The 16,997-nt window shown below is 38.0% G+C and carries 19 protein-coding genes; all 19 read left to right on the top strand.

Annotated elements, in window-relative coordinates; all coding sequences use genetic code 11:
* Positions 1-6: 6 nt before the first annotated feature.
* The 19 genes from A2U94_RS01200 to A2U94_RS01110 all read left to right on the top strand — a co-directional run bounded on the left by A2U94_RS01200 (position 7) and on the right by A2U94_RS01110 (position 16,986).
* Positions 7-627: a MotE family protein gene (locus A2U94_RS01200; RefSeq protein WP_025908984.1), complete on the top strand. Its 621-nt coding sequence runs from the start codon at positions 7-9 to the stop codon at positions 625-627.
* Positions 628-640: 13 nt separating this feature from the next.
* A complete protein-coding gene (locus A2U94_RS01195) occupies positions 641-1,828 on the top strand; it encodes a flagellar hook-length control protein FliK (protein WP_025908983.1) in 1,188 nt (395 codons plus the stop codon).
* 9 nt (positions 1,829-1,837) lie between these two features.
* Entirely contained in the window at positions 1,838-2,269 is a 432-nt protein-coding gene (gene flgD / locus A2U94_RS01190) for a flagellar hook assembly protein FlgD (protein WP_025908982.1), read from the top strand.
* 25 nt (positions 2,270-2,294) lie between these two features.
* On the top strand, positions 2,295-3,158 hold the full coding sequence (gene flgG / locus A2U94_RS01185) for a flagellar basal body rod protein FlgG (protein WP_025908981.1): 864 nt from the start codon (positions 2,295-2,297) through the stop codon (positions 3,156-3,158).
* Between the two features lie 55 nt (positions 3,159-3,213).
* Positions 3,214-3,423, top strand: a complete 210-nt coding sequence (locus tag A2U94_RS01180) for a flagellar FlbD family protein (protein ID WP_025908980.1) — start codon at positions 3,214-3,216, stop codon at positions 3,421-3,423.
* A 3-nt stretch (positions 3,424-3,426) separates the two neighbouring features.
* On the top strand, positions 3,427-3,858 hold the full coding sequence (gene fliL, locus A2U94_RS01175) for a flagellar basal body-associated protein FliL (protein WP_025908979.1): 432 nt from the start codon (positions 3,427-3,429) through the stop codon (positions 3,856-3,858).
* Between the two features lie 30 nt (positions 3,859-3,888).
* Positions 3,889-4,884, top strand: coding sequence for a flagellar motor switch protein FliM (gene fliM, locus A2U94_RS01170; RefSeq protein ID WP_025908978.1), 996 nt, complete (start codon positions 3,889-3,891; stop codon positions 4,882-4,884).
* Positions 4,881-6,008, top strand: coding sequence for a flagellar motor switch phosphatase FliY (gene fliY, locus A2U94_RS01165; RefSeq protein WP_025908977.1), 1,128 nt, complete (start codon positions 4,881-4,883; stop codon positions 6,006-6,008). Before fliM ends, fliY begins: the two co-directional genes overlap by 4 nt.
* A 22-nt stretch (positions 6,009-6,030) precedes the next feature.
* Positions 6,031-6,393: a response regulator gene (locus A2U94_RS01160; RefSeq protein WP_025908976.1), complete on the top strand. Its 363-nt coding sequence runs from the start codon at positions 6,031-6,033 to the stop codon at positions 6,391-6,393.
* 64 nt (positions 6,394-6,457) lie between these two features.
* On the top strand, positions 6,458-7,090 hold the full coding sequence (locus tag A2U94_RS01155) for a flagellar biosynthetic protein FliO (RefSeq protein WP_025908975.1): 633 nt from the start codon (positions 6,458-6,460) through the stop codon (positions 7,088-7,090).
* A complete protein-coding gene (fliP, locus tag A2U94_RS01150) occupies positions 7,083-7,751 on the top strand; it encodes a flagellar type III secretion system pore protein FliP (protein ID WP_025908974.1) in 669 nt (222 codons plus the stop codon). The genes A2U94_RS01155 and fliP overlap by 8 nt, the downstream gene beginning before the upstream one ends.
* Before the next feature lie 9 nt (positions 7,752-7,760).
* A complete protein-coding gene (gene fliQ, locus A2U94_RS01145; protein ID WP_025908973.1) occupies positions 7,761-8,030 on the top strand; it encodes a flagellar biosynthesis protein FliQ in 270 nt (89 codons plus the stop codon).
* A 2-nt stretch (positions 8,031-8,032) separates the two neighbouring features.
* Positions 8,033-8,809 (top strand): flagellar biosynthetic protein FliR, encoded by a 777-nt coding sequence (fliR, locus tag A2U94_RS01140; protein WP_025908972.1) that lies wholly within the window; start codon positions 8,033-8,035, stop codon positions 8,807-8,809.
* 2 nt (positions 8,810-8,811) lie between these two features.
* A complete protein-coding gene (gene flhB / locus A2U94_RS01135) occupies positions 8,812-9,894 on the top strand; it encodes a flagellar biosynthesis protein FlhB (protein ID WP_025908971.1) in 1,083 nt (360 codons plus the stop codon).
* Positions 9,895-9,932: 38 nt separating this feature from the next.
* Positions 9,933-11,972, top strand: coding sequence for a flagellar biosynthesis protein FlhA (gene flhA / locus A2U94_RS01130; protein ID WP_025908970.1), 2,040 nt, complete (start codon positions 9,933-9,935; stop codon positions 11,970-11,972).
* The gene (locus A2U94_RS01125) at positions 11,969-13,048 is read left to right on the top strand and encodes a flagellar biosynthesis protein FlhF (RefSeq protein WP_025908969.1); all 1,080 of its coding nucleotides are present in this window, start codon (positions 11,969-11,971) and stop codon (positions 13,046-13,048) included. The genes flhA and A2U94_RS01125 overlap by 4 nt, the downstream gene beginning before the upstream one ends.
* The gene (locus A2U94_RS01120; RefSeq protein WP_025908968.1) at positions 13,041-13,910 is read left to right on the top strand and encodes a MinD/ParA family protein; all 870 of its coding nucleotides are present in this window, start codon (positions 13,041-13,043) and stop codon (positions 13,908-13,910) included. Before A2U94_RS01125 ends, A2U94_RS01120 begins: the two co-directional genes overlap by 8 nt.
* A 10-nt stretch (positions 13,911-13,920) precedes the next feature.
* A complete protein-coding gene (locus A2U94_RS01115) occupies positions 13,921-14,973 on the top strand; it encodes a protein-glutamate methylesterase/protein-glutamine glutaminase (RefSeq protein ID WP_025908967.1) in 1,053 nt (350 codons plus the stop codon).
* 12 nt (positions 14,974-14,985) lie between these two features.
* A complete protein-coding gene (locus A2U94_RS01110) occupies positions 14,986-16,986 on the top strand; it encodes a chemotaxis protein CheA (protein ID WP_025908966.1) in 2,001 nt (666 codons plus the stop codon).
* Positions 16,987-16,997: the final 11 nt, after the last annotated feature.

Raw genomic sequence — 16,997 nt, 5'->3', positions numbered from 1 at the left:
GAGAAGATGGCTAGAAAAAAGCAAGATGAATATGAAGAAATAGAAGAAAAAAGAAATAGTAAGTGGCAAGTCTTCTTGTTTATTATTTTTATACCCCTGCTGTTTATTATTACAGCTATTTATATTGGTCTAACAATTAGTGGAGTCGATGTTCAAGAGAAAATCTCGTCGGTAACTTCATCTCTTCCTTTAATAGGAGACGATAATGAAAGCTTAAAATCTACTAATCAGCAACAGGCGAATAAAGAGTTAGAAAATCAAATAAAGAGCCTGAATGAAAAGCTTCAAAAGAAAGAAGACAATATTAGAAGTTTAGAAGAAAAAATAACGGCTAAAGAGCGCGAGATTGATGAGTTAAAAATTAAGATTAGAGATTCAGAAGATGAGAAAGATGTTGCTAGTCAAGAACAAGACGGTGGAGACGATAAACAGAAAGACATTGTTTCTACTTATGAAAAGATGAACCCGACGAAAGCAGCTCTCATTTTTACCGAATTAAAAGAAAATGAAGCAATCTTGCTGCTAAAAGCGTTAAAAACGGATGCACGCACGAAAGTCTTAGAAAAGATGGACCCTGCCGTTGCAGCTCGCTATACAAGCTTACTAGCTGAGCCGTTAAGTGAGTAATGGAGGTGAAAGAATGAAGGTAGCTATGCAGCCTATGCTTCCAGTTATGAATGAGAAGCAAAACGTAGATCGTACAGTTAAGAAAGAACATCCTTTTTTATTTCAAGCAATGCTATTCGTAGAGCTGGAAACGACTGATAATCTCAGCACGAACAGTCATTCTATTAGTCAGCCTTTGAACAATCAAATGATGAACGTAGATGATAACGAAGATTTGGCTGAATTCTTGGCGCTTCTTGAGCTTCATTTAGAAGAAGGGAATGTTGAAAAGATAGAAAATGAAGAGCAAAGTATTTTGTTTAAGCCTTTTGTTGATCTTATTCAACAGCTCCCTACAAGCGGAGTAAAAGAATCTAAGCTGAAGCAATTGCTTTCCAATGCTACGAATTTGCAGGCATACTTAGCGGATGTCACATTGCCAGGAAGTGCAAAAAATTTCGTTAAGGAATTTCAACAGTTTTTTCAAACCTTGCGAGAGCTTGTTCCAGTGGAATCCAGTCAACTAAAAGCATTGCAAGAAAAGCTGCAGCAGCCTGAGATACAATCTGTTCAGTTTTCTCGTAAAGAAATGAAACAGCTTATTGAACTGATTACACAAAAAATTGCTTCAGCAAGTGATAATCACTCACTGCCAACTAGACAATTAATAAGCATGGAAACGGATGAGTTAGGTAAGCAAAAAATTCCTGTTGATAAAGCGACGTTTGTACCGGGTGAAATGAGTAAGTTGCAGCAGCTATCGTTTCATGTAAATACGAATTTGCCCAAAGATATGCAGGCATCACAGGTGATGAAGCAGGTACAAGAGCTATTAGTGAAAGCTTCTTTTCAGCATAATGCGTCTCAAACGAAGCTAGTTTTAAAGCTCTTCCCTGAAAGGCTAGGATCCATTCAAATTGAACTAGTGCAGCGAAACCATGAGACTGTCGCTCGTATTATCGCATCATCTGCTCAGACAAAAGATCTCTTAGATACTCAGCTAGGGGCTTTGAAACAAACGCTTATTAGTCAGCAGGTGCAAGTAGATAAAATTGACGTTTTTCACACAGCAGAACAATGGATGACTAACGGCGAAGAACATCAAGAACAAAAGCAGCAAGAAAAACGAGTTGAAGAAAAAGACGAAAAAGACGAAAAAGACGAAACTAATCAAATCTTTTCTCACTCATTAGAAGAAGCGTTAATTAACTACAATGTGTAGGTGATGTATATGACAAATAAGGTTCAGTCTGATTTGTATTTGGCAAATCAGCCCGTGCAGCAAAAGCAAACAGGAACAAGCTCGCTTGGAAAAGATGACTTCTTAAAGATTTTAATTACTCAATTACAAAATCAAGATCCAACTAGTCCTATGGAAGATAAGGAGTTTATTTCTCAAATGGCTCAGTTTTCAACACTAGAACAAATGACAAATATGAGTACATCGATGGAGAAATTTTTACAAGTAGTTCAAAGTGAATCTCCAATTCTAAAAGGTAGCGAGCTTATTGGTAAGACGGTTTCTTGGGTAGATGAAACGAATAAAGAAAGCGAAGCTGTTGTGAAAGCCACTTCTGTAAAAGACGGCAAGCTTACTTTTATGTTAGATGATGAGTCTCATACAACTTTAACTCTTGACGATATTTTGTCTGTCACTCGTTGAACACTATAAATAAGGGGGAAGTTACATGTTACGTTCAATGTATTCTGGAATTAGTGGAATGAAAAATTTTCAAACCAAGCTAGACGTAATCGGTAATAATATTTCAAATGTTAATACGTACGGATTTAAGAAAGGGCGTACAACGTTTAAAGACTTAGTTAGTCAGCAAATAGCAGGAGCGAGTGCACCGGGAGCGGATCGAGGCGGAGTGAATCCAAAGCAGGTAGGGCTTGGGTCTCAAATTGGAACAATTGATACGATACATACTTCTGGAAGCATTCAGCCAACAGGTCGCCCACTTGATCTAGCTATTTCAGGAGAAGGATTCTTTACTGTAGCTAATGGGGCAGATGGCCAAACAATTGATAGACCACTGTATACACGAGCAGGTAATTTTTATTTAGATGAAGGTGGAAACATTGTAACAGCTGAAGGCCTTTACCTTATTGGTTCTGTTTATGACGTTAATGGAAATGAAACGGAGTTTATAGGGGCAATAAATATTCCAGATACAGCTAAAAGTTTTAGCATTGGTCAAGATGGAGTCGTAAATTATGTTGATTCAGACGGTGCTTTACAAATAGCGGGTAGAGTTCGATTAGCAAAATTCTCAAACAATGATGGCCTTGAAAAGGTAGGAGGTAATCTCTTTGCTGAAACAGCCAATTCAGGTAGCGCAAAAGTTGATGGTACAGAATTTTTTGATTTAAGTGAACCGGGAGTAAACGGAACAGGAACGCTTGTATCGAGTGCTTTAGAGATGTCTAATGTTGACTTATCGGAAGAATTTACGGAAATGATTGTATCTCAGCGTGGTTTCCAAGCGAATACTCGAATCATTACAACTTCTGATGAAATCTTACAAGAACTTGTCAACTTAAAACGATAAACTGATAGCCTAGGAGGAAAGAAGCTGAGCTGATCAGCTTGGCTTTTTATCAATTATGGTGACTTTAACAAGGTTAAATGGAAAGCAATTTACGCTAAATGCAATTTACATAGAGCAAGTGGAATCGTTTCCTGACACAACTATTACATTAACCAACAATAAAAAGTTGGTTGTAAAAGAGTCGATTGCTGAAGTGAATGAAAAGGTATGCGCTTATTATCAATCGATTAATGTGTTAGGACTTCGGCGCGATATGGAGGAATAAGCTGTGTTTAAAAATAAGTTAGTTGGCACTATGATCATTATTTTATTGTCTTTAACATTGATTGGGAGTGTTGGGGTCATTGTCACGCTAAAGTTAGCAAGCGAGCCAGCGGCTGAAGCTGCGCCTTCCATTGATGAAGTAATTGATTCATCTGTTGACATTGCTGATATTAAAACAAATTTAAAAAGCAATAATTATATTAGCCTATCATTTAAAATTCAAATGGATAGCAAAAAAGCAGCTGAAGAACTACAGAAAAGAGAGTTTCAAGTAAAAGACATTATTATTAAAGAACTATCGGAGATGACAGCTGAAGATTTCGAGGGAAAAAAAGGTTTAGAAGCGCTTGAAGAGCGAATTTCAAAACAGATCGATAGCTCGATTGAGACTGGGCATGTGGTGAAGATTTATACGACCTCCAAGGTTCTACAATAATGGAAAAATGGCAGGTAGGAGGTGAGGTTTTTGGCCGGTGATGTATTGTCTCAAAACGAGATTGACGCACTGTTGTCTGCGCTGTCGACAGGAGAGATGGATGCGCAGCAGTTAAAAGATGAAAACACGAAAAATCGCGTCAGGTCCTATGATTTTAAAAGAGCCTTACGGTTTTCAAAAGATCAAATTAGAAGTTTAACAAGGATCTATGAGAACTATGCGAGATTATTAACAACATTACTTTCAGCTCAACTGCGAACAATCACACAGGTTTCAGTTGTATCAGCAGATCAAATTCCTTATGAAGAGTTTGTTCGCTCGGTTCCGAGCATGACGGTCTTAAATGTCATGTCAGTCGAACCTCTGGATGGCAGAATAATTATGGAAGTAAACCCGAATATTGCATACGCGATGCTAGACCGTATTTTAGGTGGCAAAGGAGAAGCAGGAAATAAAAAAATAGATAATTTAACAGAGATTGAAACAAAACTACTTCGTAATTTGTTAGATAAAACGCTGGATATTATGGAAGAGGCCTGGAGTTCAGTTGCTGTGATTAATCCAGAAATGGAAGAACTTGAAGTTAATCCACAATTTTTACAAGTTATATCACCAAATGAGATTGTTGTAGTCATTTCGCTAAGCGTACAAATTGGTGAAGAAACAGGCATGATTAACTTATGTATCCCACATGTTACGCTGGAGCCTATTATTTCAAAGCTATCAGTGCATTATTGGATGCAATCATCTAAAAAAGAGCCAAATGAATTAGAGGTTGAGCAGATTCGAACACAAGTTCAAGGTGCAACCGTTCCTGTTGTTGCGATGCTAGGACAGACTGATATATCCATTGAGGATTTCCTTTCTTTAGATAAGGGAGACATCATTCGCTTGGACCGAGGTGTTAATCAACCTCTCATCGTTCAAGTTGGAGGTGTACCGAAATTTAGTGCGCAGCCAGGACAATTAAAAAGGAAATTGGCGATTCAAATTTTAGATCAGTTTAAGGGGGGAACGTCGTTATGACAGGAGATATGCTTTCTCAAGATGAAATCGATGCATTGCTAAAAGGAACGTCTTCATTAGACCCTATGCCTTCAGATAGCAACCTAGAAGAAAGTGAAATTAGTAAACACTTTACAGAGATGGAACGCGATGCGCTTGGTGAAATTGGCAATATTTCATTTGGTAGCTCTGCTACTGCATTGTCAACCTTATTAAATCAAAAAGTTGACATTACAACGCCTTATGTTTCGTTGATTCATAAAGAAGAGCTGAAAGAAGAATTTCCCAATCCGCATGTTGCGGTAGAAGTTCATTATACAGAAGGAATTTCAGGTCGAAACTTACTTGTTATTAAACAAAGTGATGCAGCTATTATCTCTGATTTAATGCTTGGTGGAGACGGTGAAAATCCAGGAGAATTACTAGATGAAATTAAACAAAGTGCCGTTCAAGAAGCGATGAACCAAATGATGGGTTCAGCAGCGACATCTATGTCTACGATTTTTCAAAAGAAAGTAGATATTTCGCCACCAATCCTTGATATTTTAGATCTTCCAGAAGGAGAAGGCACGAACTTATTAGAAGGGGACGATGTGCTAGTTAAAGTTTCATTCAATCTAAAAGTTGGCACGCTAATCGATTCTAATATTATGCAATTGTTATCTCTTCCTTTTGCAAAAGGGTTAGTAAATGAACTGCTGAATCCAGTTGCGACCGCAGAAGAAGAGAGTGAACTTGTTCAAGAAATACCATCTCAACAACCTTTGCAAAATCAAGTGAGTGAATCACTGCAACAAGAACCAGTTATGCCTGCAGCTCCTGTTAATGTTCAACCTGTTGCTTTTTCATCTTTTGATGGAAATGAAATACCATCACAGTCCGAAACAAATAATTTAGACATGTTGTTAGATATACCACTTCAAGTAACTGTAGAGTTAGGGCGTACAAAACGAACTGTTAAAGAAATTTTAGAGATGTCATCGGGGTCAATAATTGAGTTAGACAAACTTGCTGGTGAGCCGGTCGATATTTTGATTAACAGCAAGCTAATCGCTAAAGGTGAAGTAGTGGTAATTGATGAAAACTTTGGCGTTCGCGTGACGGATATAGTTAGTCAACGTGATCGTATTAATAAATTAAAGTAACTTTATATAGGGGGAAAATAAAATGAGTAAACGAGTATTAATTGTAGACGATGCGGCATTTATGCGCATGATGATTAAGGATATTCTTGTGAAAAATGGATATGAAGTTGTGGGGGAAGCTGCTGATGGAATGCAAGCTATCGATCTTTATAAAGAGCATCAGCCAGACCTCGTAACAATGGATATTACAATGCCGGAAATGGATGGTATTACGGCTTTAAAAGAGATTAAGCAACTGAATCCAGCTGCGAAAGTAATTATGTGTTCAGCAATGGGACAACAAGCAATGGTTATCGATGCAATTCAAGCTGGTGCAAAAGACTTTATTGTGAAGCCATTTCAAGCAGACCGTGTGCTTGAAGCCATTTCAAAAGCTGTAGGATAAAGAAAAAAGTGGAGCAGCTGCTCTGCTCCACTTTGTATTATGAAAAGGTAAGAGGTGGCAAACATTGCTGCGATATATCGTATTTATTTTAGCTATCGCTGGAAGTCTGTTGTTTCAAAATAGTATAAGCGTGCAAGCGGCAGAAACATCGGATTCAGTGAAAGAATGTATAGAAAATCCAAGCGCTTGTGAAAAAGAGTTGGACCCTAACGCAGTTGGTGATAGTGATACCAATCAAGGTGCGACTATTTCCGCTGGTGAAGTGGTGAAAATGTTAGTTGCTTTTGCATTTGTGATTGGCTTATTGCTAGTTGTCTTAAAATTTGTGAAGTCAAAAGGAAATGTATTAAAGCAAAATCAGCTGGTGGAAAATTTAGGTGGAACTAACCTTGGGAATAGTAAATCGGTTCAAGTTGTTAAGGTCGGTGAGCAGCTGTTCGTTGTAGGTGTAGGAGAAAATATTGAGCTGCTTTCAGAAGTAGTTGGAGAAGACAAGGAGCAGTTGTTAAAGAAGTACGAAGATCAACGCAGTGATGGTGAATATAAAGTGGTTCTTCCATCACTATTTGAACGAAAAGAAAAGGAAGCTATTTCAGTTGAAAGTATGAAATCTTTTACACAATCGTTAAATCAGATGATGAAAAAGCGGAAAACCAAGTTGGAAGAATTAGAAAGGAACCGTAAGCAACATGAATGAAGTGATGGAGATTTTTAATGCTAGTGATGCTGAAAATGTATCAACCTCAATCCAATTATTGCTGCTTTTAACGGTTCTATCAATTGCTCCAGGTATTTTAATTTTAATGACATGCTTTACTCGAATTGTTATTGTTCTTTCGTTTGTTCGAACGTCATTAGGCACTCAGCAAATGCCTCCCAATCAAGTACTGTTAGGACTCGCTTTATTCATAACATTCTTTGTTATGGCACCGACGTTTTCACAGGTGAATAAAGAAGCTTTGCAGCCTTTATTTAATGAAGAAATTAATTTAACAGAAGCGTACGATCGAGCATCTCTTCCTATGAAAGAGTTTATGAGTGCTCATACAAGGCAGAAAGACTTAGCGTTATTTTTAGAATATGCAGAGATGGATAAACCAAGTTCAGTAGAAGAAATTCCATTAACGGCATTGGTTCCTGCATTTGCAATTAGCGAATTAAAAACAGCCTTTCAAATCGGCTTTATGATCTTTGTTCCGTTTCTTGTCATTGATATGATTATTTCCAGCGTATTAATGTCGATGGGGATGATGATGTTACCGCCAGTGATGATTTCTCTGCCGTTTAAAATTTTGCTTTTTGTCTTAGTAGACGGTTGGAATTTAGTCGTTAAATCATTATTAATAAGTTTTCAATAGGTGAAAAACATGAATGGAGAATTTGTCATTTCGTTAGCAGAAAAAGGCGTATATACAATCTTAATTGTGTGTGGTCCACTTTTGCTATTAGCACTCGTTGTCGGTTTGCTTGTCAGTATTTTTCAAGCGACAACTCAGATTCAAGAACAAACCTTGGCCTTTGTGCCAAAAATTGTAGCGGTACTTGTAGGAATTGTATTTTTTGGGCCATGGATGTTATCTAAGATGGTGTCATTTACGTATAATATCTTTTCAAACCTACATAGGTATATCGGATAAAGATGGTGGAGCTAATCAATGTTTATCCGGCATTTCTCTTAATTTTAGTACGATTGTCCGCTTTCTTTATTACGGTACCGCTTTTTTCATATCGTACAGTTCCAACTTTTCACAAAGTAGGGCTAGCGGCAGCTTTATCACTTGTTGTAGTCACAACACTAGATTTTCCAATTATTCCACTTGACGATCGCTTTTTGCTTCTTGTCATTAAGGAGTGTCTCGTTGGAATTTCGATGGGGTTAATTGCATATATCGTAATCATGGCAATTCAAATTGCTGGTGGGTTAATTGATTTTCAAATGGGTTTTGCTATCGCTAACGTGATGGATCCGCAAACGGGTGCTCAAAGTCCAATTACCGGTCAGTACCTTTATATTTTTGCCCTGCTCTTTTTATTATCGACCAATGGTCATCATTTGTTAATAGATGGAGTTTATCATAGTTATGAAGTATTAAAGATTAACGAGCTTTCATTTTCAGTTGGAACCGAACTGTTTGTGACGACAATTATTAAAACATTTAGCATGATGTTCCTATTAGCGGTTCAAATGTCGCTCCCGGTTGTTGGCGCGTTATTTCTTGTTGATATAGCACTAGGAATCGTCGCAAGAACGGTACCTCAGCTTAATATTTTTGTAGTAGGATTTCCGCTCAAAATCATCGTGGCGTTTATTTTTCTAATCGTGGTTATGGGAAGTATGTTTTATATGATGCAGCTAATCTTTGAATACATGCTAGAGGCGATGCGAACGATGGTTCATTTACTAGGAGGAGTATAAAAATGTTTCTCGTTCGGTTAGATTTGCAGTTTTTTGCGGGAGAAAAAACGGAAAAGGCAACGCCTAAAAAGAGGCAAGACTCTAGAAAAAAAGGACAAGTAGCAAAAAGCCAAGACGTCACGACAGCCATTATGCTACTTCTTGTTTTTCTCTATTTTATATTCGGAGCTCGGCATACGCTTGAAAAGATGATGCTCATTATAAAGGAATCTTTTCAGACATATATGCTAACGGAAGTTACGGAAGAAAGTGTGTTTATTTTGCTACGAGACCTTCTTCCTGAAATTGCATATGCACTCGGACCTATTATGCTCGTTGCCTTGGTAGGTGCGCTTGCAGCTAATTATATGCAGGTGGGTGTCCTCTTTTCAGCTGAACCCCTTCAGCCAAAATTGGAGAAGGTTGATCCAATTAAAGGGGCTAAAAGAATTTTTTCAATGAGAGCCATTGTAGAACTATTGAAATCAACGTTAAAGATCGTCTTAATTGGTGCCGTTACGTTTGCTGTATTATGGATTAACATTGATGAGGTTCTCATTTTATCTCATCGGAGCATCGGAGACAGTCTGGTATCGCTAGCAAAACTAGTGTTGCAAATGGGCCTTGCAGCCTCTTGTGTTCTACTTTTATTATCTGTTCTTGACTACATGTACCAAAAGTTTGATTTTGAAAAAAACATTCGGATGTCAAAGCAAGATATTAAAGAAGAAAATAAAAATGTTGAAGGAGATCCACTCATCAAATCTAAAATTAAGCAGAAACAACGTGAGATGGCGATGTCTAGAATGATGCAAGAAGTGCCGAAAGCGGATGTTGTCATTACGAATCCAACTCATTATGCAATTGCTTTAAAATATGATGAAGATAAAATGGATGCTCCATACGTGGTGGCAAGCGGAGTAGATTTTGTAGCTCAAAAGATAAAAGCCGTTGCAAAAAGCCATGAAATCATTATGGTAGAAAACCGACCTTTAGCAAGAGGCTTATATGAACAAACGAAAGTTGGCGATGTGGTGCCCGAAGAGTTTTTTAAAGCGGTAGCTGAGATTTTAGCGTATGTGTATCGCATTCAAAAAAAGGTATAAGTATTGAAGATTATAAGAAATAAGGAGAGAAATGATTCATGTCTGCAAGAGAGTTACCAGTTGTTATAGGTGTTGTACTCATTATTGTTATGCTTGTTATTCCGCTCCCGTCTTGGTTGTTGAGCGTGTTAATTATGGTAAATATATCTCTTGCACTGCTTGTTTTGCTTGTATCAATGAACATGAAAGAGCCGCTTGAGCTATCTGTTTTTCCATCGTTATTGCTTGTGCTGACACTTTTTCGCTTGGGGTTAAATGTATCCACCACAAGAGCTATCTTAGGTGAAGGTAATGCCGGCGGTGTGGTAGAGACATTCGGTAACTTTGTTATCAGTGGGAATCCACTTGTAGGATTTGTTGTTTTTGTTATTTTAATTATCATTCAGTTTTTAGTTATTACAAAAGGAGCTGAGCGCGTTTCAGAGGTAGCTGCACGCTTTACTCTTGATGCAATGCCAGGAAAACAAATGAGCATTGACGCTGATTTAAATGCAGGAATGATTTCCGAAAAAGAAGCCATTCAAAGGCGTGAGAAAATTCAGCGTGAAGCGGATTTTTACGGATCAATGGACGGAGCCAGCAAGTTTGTAAAGGGAGATGCAATTGCTGGTATTGTTATTACACTAATTAATATTTTATTTGGCATCATTATTGGAATGATGCAAATGGGTATGAGCATTGGAGAAGCATCCCAAACGTTTACTTTATTAACAGTTGGTGATGGGTTGGTCAGTCAGATTCCAGCATTAATGATTTCCACTGCTACAGGTATTATTGTAACAAGAGCAGCTTCTACAGGGAATTTAAGTCAAGATATTACGGGACAGCTATTTGCGTTTCCTACAATGCTATATGTTACTGGAGCGACTATTGCTGTTCTTGGCCTCATTACGCCAATCAATGATTTATTAACACTTCCATTAGCACTTTTACTAGCAGCAGGAGGTTATTACTTATCTCCTAAAAAAGCAAAACTTCTTTTAAACGAAGAAGCCGCATCAGAAGAAGAAGTGCCAGCTGATGATATGAAAAGTCCTGAGAGCGTTGTGAATTTATTGAGCGTAGATCCTATCGAGTTTGAATTTGGTTATGGTCTTATTCCTTTAGCAGATACAAATCAAGGAGGCGACTTGTTAGATCGTATCGTTATGATTCGCCGTCAGCTTGCTTTAGAGCTTGGTTTAGTAATTCCTGTTGTAAGAATTCGCGACAATATTCAACTACAGCCAAACGAATATCGGCTAAAAATTAAAGGGAATGAAATGGCAAGAGGTGATTTATTGCTCGATCATTACTTAGCAATTAGTCCTGGAATGGGTGACGATATGATAGAAGGCATTGATACAATTGAGCCTGCCTTTCAAATGCCAGCCAAGTGGATTAATGAAGCAACTAAAGAGCAAGCAGAGATGTTTGGGTATACCGTAGTAGATCCGCCTTCAGTGGTATCAACACATATTACAGAAGTAATTAAAGCATATGCTCACGAGCTAATAGGTCGCCAAGAAACTAAACAATTAATTGATCATGTAAAAGAGTCGTATCCAATCTTAATTGAGGAGGTTACCCCATCTCCACTCTCAGTAGGAGAAATCCAGCGAGTATTAGCTAAATTATTAAAAGAGCAGGTATCGATTCGGAATTTGCCAGTTATCTTTGAAGTACTAGCTGACTATGGAAAGATGACATCTGATACGGATCTATTAACAGAATATGTTCGTCAAGGATTATCTAGGCAAATTACCACCCAGTATGCTGCTGGAGAACAGCTGCTTCGCGTCATTACGCTATCGGGGAAGGTTGAAAAAGTACTAGCTGAAGGAGTTCAACAAACAGAACATGGGAACTATTTATCATTGGATCCATACGTTTCCCAAAACATTGTGGAACATATTGTAGCTCAAGTTGATGGGGCAGGGTTTCAAGATCAAACACCGATTGTTCTTTGCTCACCAGCTGTACGGATGTATGTCCGCCAGCTAACAGAAAGATATATACCTCAAGTTGCGATTTTATCATATAACGAACTAGAAGCAAGTATTGAAGTTCAGAGCGTTGGAGTGGTTGATTTATCATGAAGGTAAAAAAATATGTGGCATCTTCAATGCCGGAAGCAATGAAAGTTATTCGAGCAGAGCTTGGTCCAGAAGCGGTGATCTTAAAGTCGCGTTCTGTTAAAGTTGGTGGATTTATGGGCGTCTTTACTAAAAAGAAGTTGGAAGTAATTGCTGGGGTAGACGACCAAGTAAAAAAAACTAAAAAATATGTTAAAAAACGTACAGATGAACAGCTTATGAAGCAGATTGATGAATTAAAACAGCTTATTGCAACGGTGCACCCATTAAGAAATACTGTTGTTGAATATCCGTTGCTTGTTCAAAAAGTTATTTCATATTTGCAACATCAAGAGATCGAAGAACGATTGTTAAAAGAAGTAAGAGATAAAGTCATGGAGTTATATTATACAACACCTTCGCTAGGCGATAAGCAGGTGGTTGAATGGCTGAAAAGCTGGTTTGAAGATTACCTATCATATTCAGAACGTTCAAAAGTATTTCAAAAGAAATATATTAACGTTGTTGGTCCTACAGGCGTTGGTAAGACAACAACGCTAGCAAAATTAGCTGCGTCGTGTATTTTAGAACAAAATAAAAGAGTTGCGTTCATTACAACTGATACATATCGTATTTCCGCTATCGATCAGTTAAAAACGTATGCGTCCATTCTGAATGTTCCAATTGAAGTTTGCTATAACAATGAAGATTTTCAGCAAGCGCTTCAGATATTTAATGAATACGATATTGTGTTCATAGACACAGCGGGGCGGAACTTTTTAGACAGCCAATACATTCATGACCTCCACAATATGATGTCGTTTAATGAACACATGGAAACCTTTTTAGTGTTAGCAGCGACGGCAAAAATGGCTGATTTACGTAAAGTTTACCAACAGTTTAGTAGTATACCAATTGATTCAATTATTTTGACAAAGCTAGATGAGACCACAACATTTGGTCCAATTATTAATGTGCTAACGGAGTGTCAGCTGCCAGCTTCTTTTATGACGATTGGACAAGATGTCCCTGACGATCTAGAGAAATATACTGCTGAAAAAATAGTGGATTATCTGTTTGGAGATTGGAAACATGAATGATCAAGCAGCAGCTTTAAGAAAAAGGGTAGCAGCGGTCAAACATGGTTCTAATCAACGGACGGAGGCTAAGACATTAGCAGTCATTAGTGGAAAAGGGGGAGTTGGAAAGTCTAATTTTTCGCTGAATTTTTCATTGTCTTTACAAGAGAAAGGATATCGGGTGCTGCTTTTTGATATGGATATTGGAATGGGCAATATTGACGTATTAATGGGAATTGCTTCGACCTACACTATCGTGGATATGTTAGAGAATAAATGGCCCATTCAGCGTGTCATCAAACAAGGACCAAAGGGTCTTTCATATATTGCAGGAGGCTCTGGAATTACCTCTTTATTTGAGTGGAAACAAAATGATTTGCATTATCTAATTGATCAATTTAACTCCGTTTCTCAAGATTATGACTACTTAATTTTTGATATGGGAGCAGGAATGACAGAGGGCGTCATTGCTTTTTTAAAGGCAATGGATGACATGGTGCTCATTACTACGCCTGAACCAACATCAATTACGGATTGTTACGCTGCATTAAAGTTCTTACATTTATATGGTGTGAATGCTTCTTTTAAGATGGTAGTAAATAAGTCACTTTCTATTAAAGAAGGTGTAAACACGTATGAACGCTTTAATCAAGCAGTTAAACAGTTTTTGAAGTGCTCAATTGAATTGTTAGGAACAATAGAGGAAGACCGCTGCGTTTCTCATTCGGTAAATAGTCAGGTTCCATTCATTTTACAATATCCAAAAGGCAGTGCAAGCCAAGGAATTAAGAATATTGTAAATCAATATGCAACATCGTCTAGTACCAGAAATCACAGCGTTGGGTTTGTAGCCAAGCTGAAGAAGTTATTTCTCGAAAGGTAGGGTTTGCTAGTTGAATAAAATTAAAGTATTAATCGTTGATGATTCAGCGTTTATGAGAAAGGTTATTACTAGTTTACTAGAGGAAGACGGTAGGTTTAACGTAGTGGGGACAGCTCGAAACGGCGAGGAAGCACTAAAGAAAGCTGTGCTATTGAATCCACATGTTATGACACTTGACGTAGAGATGCCTGTGATGAACGGATTAGAGATGTTAAAAGAATTAATGAAAATTAAGCCAACTCCTGTTGTAATGTTGTCTAGTACAACGTTTGAAGGAGCAAATAATACATTTTTAGCGATGGAGTATGGAGCAGTTGATTTTGTTGCCAAACCTTCAGGTGCTATTTCACTAGATATCGACAAAGTAAAAGATGAGCTATTAACAAAACTCTATATTGCGAGCAAAGCAAATCTTCCTTTCAATTCAAAAGAATCAATTAAAGACAAGCCTGTGAAATCATCAATGGTAAGGGGAGACCGAAAGCCGTTAAAGAAAGTGGTTTGCATCGGTACATCAACCGGAGGGCCAAGAGCATTACAAGAAGTTCTAACAATGCTTCCTGCAACGATTCCAGTCCCTATTTTAATTGTTCAACACATGCCAGCTGGTTTTACGAGTTCACTAGCAGCTAGATTAGATCGGTTAGCTGCTATTTCGGTAAAAGAAGCAAGAGATGATCAAAAGTTAGAACCAGGATGTGCGTATATTGCACCCGGAGGCTACCATCTAACCGTAAAAGAATCTAAAGAAGGATTAATAACTGTTTTGGATCAGTTGTTACCGGTAAAAGGGCACCGACCATCAGTTGATACTTTGTTTCAGTCGCTTGCAGATTGTCCTAACTATGAAAAAGTCGCGGTTGTATTAACTGGAATGGGAGCAGATGGAACGGAAGGCGTTATTCATATGAAAAGCAAAGGGCAAACCATAGCGATTGCCGAGTCGGAAGAAACGGCTATTATTTATGGAATGCCAAAGTCTATAATCGCCACAAGGTTAGTAGATGAAATACAGCCATTACATTATGTAGCAAATCGTATTTTACATTACGTGCAGAAATAGGGGGAGCACTCAATGGATATGAGTCAGTATTTAGAAGTATTTATTGAAGAGAGTAAGGAACACTTACAGAATATTAATCAACAGTTGTTAGAGTTTGAAAAGGATGTTAATAATCTTAGTTTTGTAAATGAAATTTTCCGTTCAGCTCATACGTTAAAAGGAATGTCAGCAACGATGGGGTTTGAAGATTTAGCGAACCTTACTCATAAAATGGAGAATGTACTAGATGCGATTCGTAACCAGCAATTAAGCGTAAATACACGCGTTGTCGACTTAGTGTTTGAATCAGTGGATGCTTTAGACGTCATGGTGGAGTCAATCGCCACAGGTGGTGACGGAGGATATGATGTACAAGAGATTGTAACGAAACTCCAGGCTTTAGAAAGCGGAGGATTAGAAGTGGCAGCAGCTACAGAAAGTAAAGTCGTATCACCTAGTATTGTATATGATGAATTTGAAACGGACCTTCTAAACCAAGCGTTACAACAAGAATTCTTTGTATATGAGGTAACCGTTACATTAGATGAGCGCTGTTTATTAAAGGCAGCGCGAGCATATATGGTATTTGACGTGTTTGAGCAAGCTGGTGAAGTGGTTAAGTCAAACCCATCAGTTCAAGATATAGAACAAGAACAGTTTGATCAACAATTTACGGCTGTATTGGTATCAAAAGAAGAGGAAAGCTCGTTAAAGGAGCAGCTGATGCAAATCTCTGAAGTAGAGCATGTTCAGATTAATACTGTGGAGCCAAAAGAAAATGTAGCAACCGATAGTGAAAAACAAATGTCACGCCCTCAACAGTCTAATACAAAGCGTGCTGATGACCTTAATGTCAAAGAAACTGCACCAGCAAAAACTGCACCTATTAATAAAACAATCCGAGTGAACATCGATCGCTTAGATAGCTTAATGAATTTATTTGAAGAGCTAGTTATTGATAGAGGGCGCCTTGAGCAGATTTCAAAAGACTTAAATAATCAAGAGTTAGAGGAAACTGTTGAGCGGATGTCACGTATCTCTGGAGATTTGCAGTCTATTATTTTAAACATGCGTATGGTTCCAGTCGAGACTGTTTTTAATCGTTTTCCACGTATGGTTCGTCAACTGGCAAAAGATTTAGGGAAAGAAATCAACTTGCAGATTATCGGTGCTGAAACAGAGCTTGATCGTACGGTTATTGATGAGATTGGTGATCCCCTGGTCCACTTGCTTCGCAATGCGCTAGACCATGGGATTGAAATGCCGGACGTGCGTGAACAGAATGGGAAAAAGAGGGAAGGTACAGTTCGACTGAAAGCATATCATAGTGGTAATCATGTGTTCATCGACCTTGAAGATGATGGTGCAGGGATCGACCGCGATAAAATTTTAGAAAAAGCCCTGAAAAAAGGAATTGTTTCAGAAACAGGTGCTCAAGGTTTAACAGATCAACAAGTATATGATCTTATGTTTGCATCTGGTTTTTCCACAGCCGAACAAATTTCTGATGTTTCAGGGCGTGGTGTAGGGCTTGATGTTGTCAAAAATACAATTGAGTCCTTAGGTGGAACGGTGACAATTGATTCAATACCAGGCTATGGATCTACTTTTTCTATCCAACTACCCTTAACATTATCAATCATTTCAGCGTTGCTTGTTAATATGCAAGATGAACGCTATGCACTTCCATTGTCATCTATCATTGAAACAGCACTTGTAAATAAAAAAGACGTTATGAAAGCTCACGGGCAAGAAGTTATTGATTTCCGAGGAAAAATCATACCGCTATTAAACCTAAAAAAGCTGTTTGACGTACCGGAAACTTCTGAGGAAAAAGATGTTTATCCTGTTGTGATTGTACGAAAAAGTGATAAGACAGCCGGTTTAATTGTTGACTCGTTTATAGGTCAGCAAGAAATCGTTTTAAAATCATTAGGCAATTACTTAACTTCTCCGTTTGCCATTTCAGGAGCAACAATTTTAGGTGATGGGCAAGTAGCGTTAATTATTGATTGTAATGCTTTAATTAAATAATAATGTTTGGG

Origin of the sequence: Bacillus sp. VT 712 (assembly GCF_001614195.1) — a bacterium.
In the GTDB taxonomy this organism is placed as follows: Bacteria; Bacillota; Bacilli; order Bacillales; family Bacillaceae_H; genus Priestia; species Priestia flexa.
The sequence above is the reverse complement of the archived record's forward strand: the minus strand, read 5'-3'. Positions and strand labels throughout refer to the sequence as shown.

Coding starts and splice junctions, on each gene's coding strand:
- fliP (WP_025908974.1), top strand. CDS start 7,083: ATGAATGAAGTGATGGAGATTTTTAATGCTAGTGATGCTGAAAATGTA.
- A2U94_RS01110 (WP_025908966.1), top strand. CDS start 14,986: ATGGATATGAGTCAGTATTTAGAAGTATTTATTGAAGAGAGTAAGGAA.
- A2U94_RS01180 (WP_025908980.1), top strand. CDS start 3,214: ATGGTGACTTTAACAAGGTTAAATGGAAAGCAATTTACGCTAAATGCA.
- fliQ (WP_025908973.1), top strand. CDS start 7,761: ATGAATGGAGAATTTGTCATTTCGTTAGCAGAAAAAGGCGTATATACA.
- A2U94_RS01195 (WP_025908983.1), top strand. CDS start 641: ATGAAGGTAGCTATGCAGCCTATGCTTCCAGTTATGAATGAGAAGCAA.
- A2U94_RS01160 (WP_025908976.1), top strand. CDS start 6,031: ATGAGTAAACGAGTATTAATTGTAGACGATGCGGCATTTATGCGCATG.
- fliR (WP_025908972.1), top strand. CDS start 8,033: ATGGTGGAGCTAATCAATGTTTATCCGGCATTTCTCTTAATTTTAGTA.
- fliY (WP_025908977.1), top strand. CDS start 4,881: ATGACAGGAGATATGCTTTCTCAAGATGAAATCGATGCATTGCTAAAA.
- flhB (WP_025908971.1), top strand. CDS start 8,812: ATGTTTCTCGTTCGGTTAGATTTGCAGTTTTTTGCGGGAGAAAAAACG.
- A2U94_RS01120 (WP_025908968.1), top strand. CDS start 13,041: ATGAATGATCAAGCAGCAGCTTTAAGAAAAAGGGTAGCAGCGGTCAAA.
- A2U94_RS01125 (WP_025908969.1), top strand. CDS start 11,969: ATGAAGGTAAAAAAATATGTGGCATCTTCAATGCCGGAAGCAATGAAA.
- flgG (WP_025908981.1), top strand. CDS start 2,295: ATGTTACGTTCAATGTATTCTGGAATTAGTGGAATGAAAAATTTTCAA.
- flgD (WP_025908982.1), top strand. CDS start 1,838: ATGACAAATAAGGTTCAGTCTGATTTGTATTTGGCAAATCAGCCCGTG.
- flhA (WP_025908970.1), top strand. CDS start 9,933: ATGTCTGCAAGAGAGTTACCAGTTGTTATAGGTGTTGTACTCATTATT.
- A2U94_RS01200 (WP_025908984.1), top strand. CDS start 7: ATGGCTAGAAAAAAGCAAGATGAATATGAAGAAATAGAAGAAAAAAGA.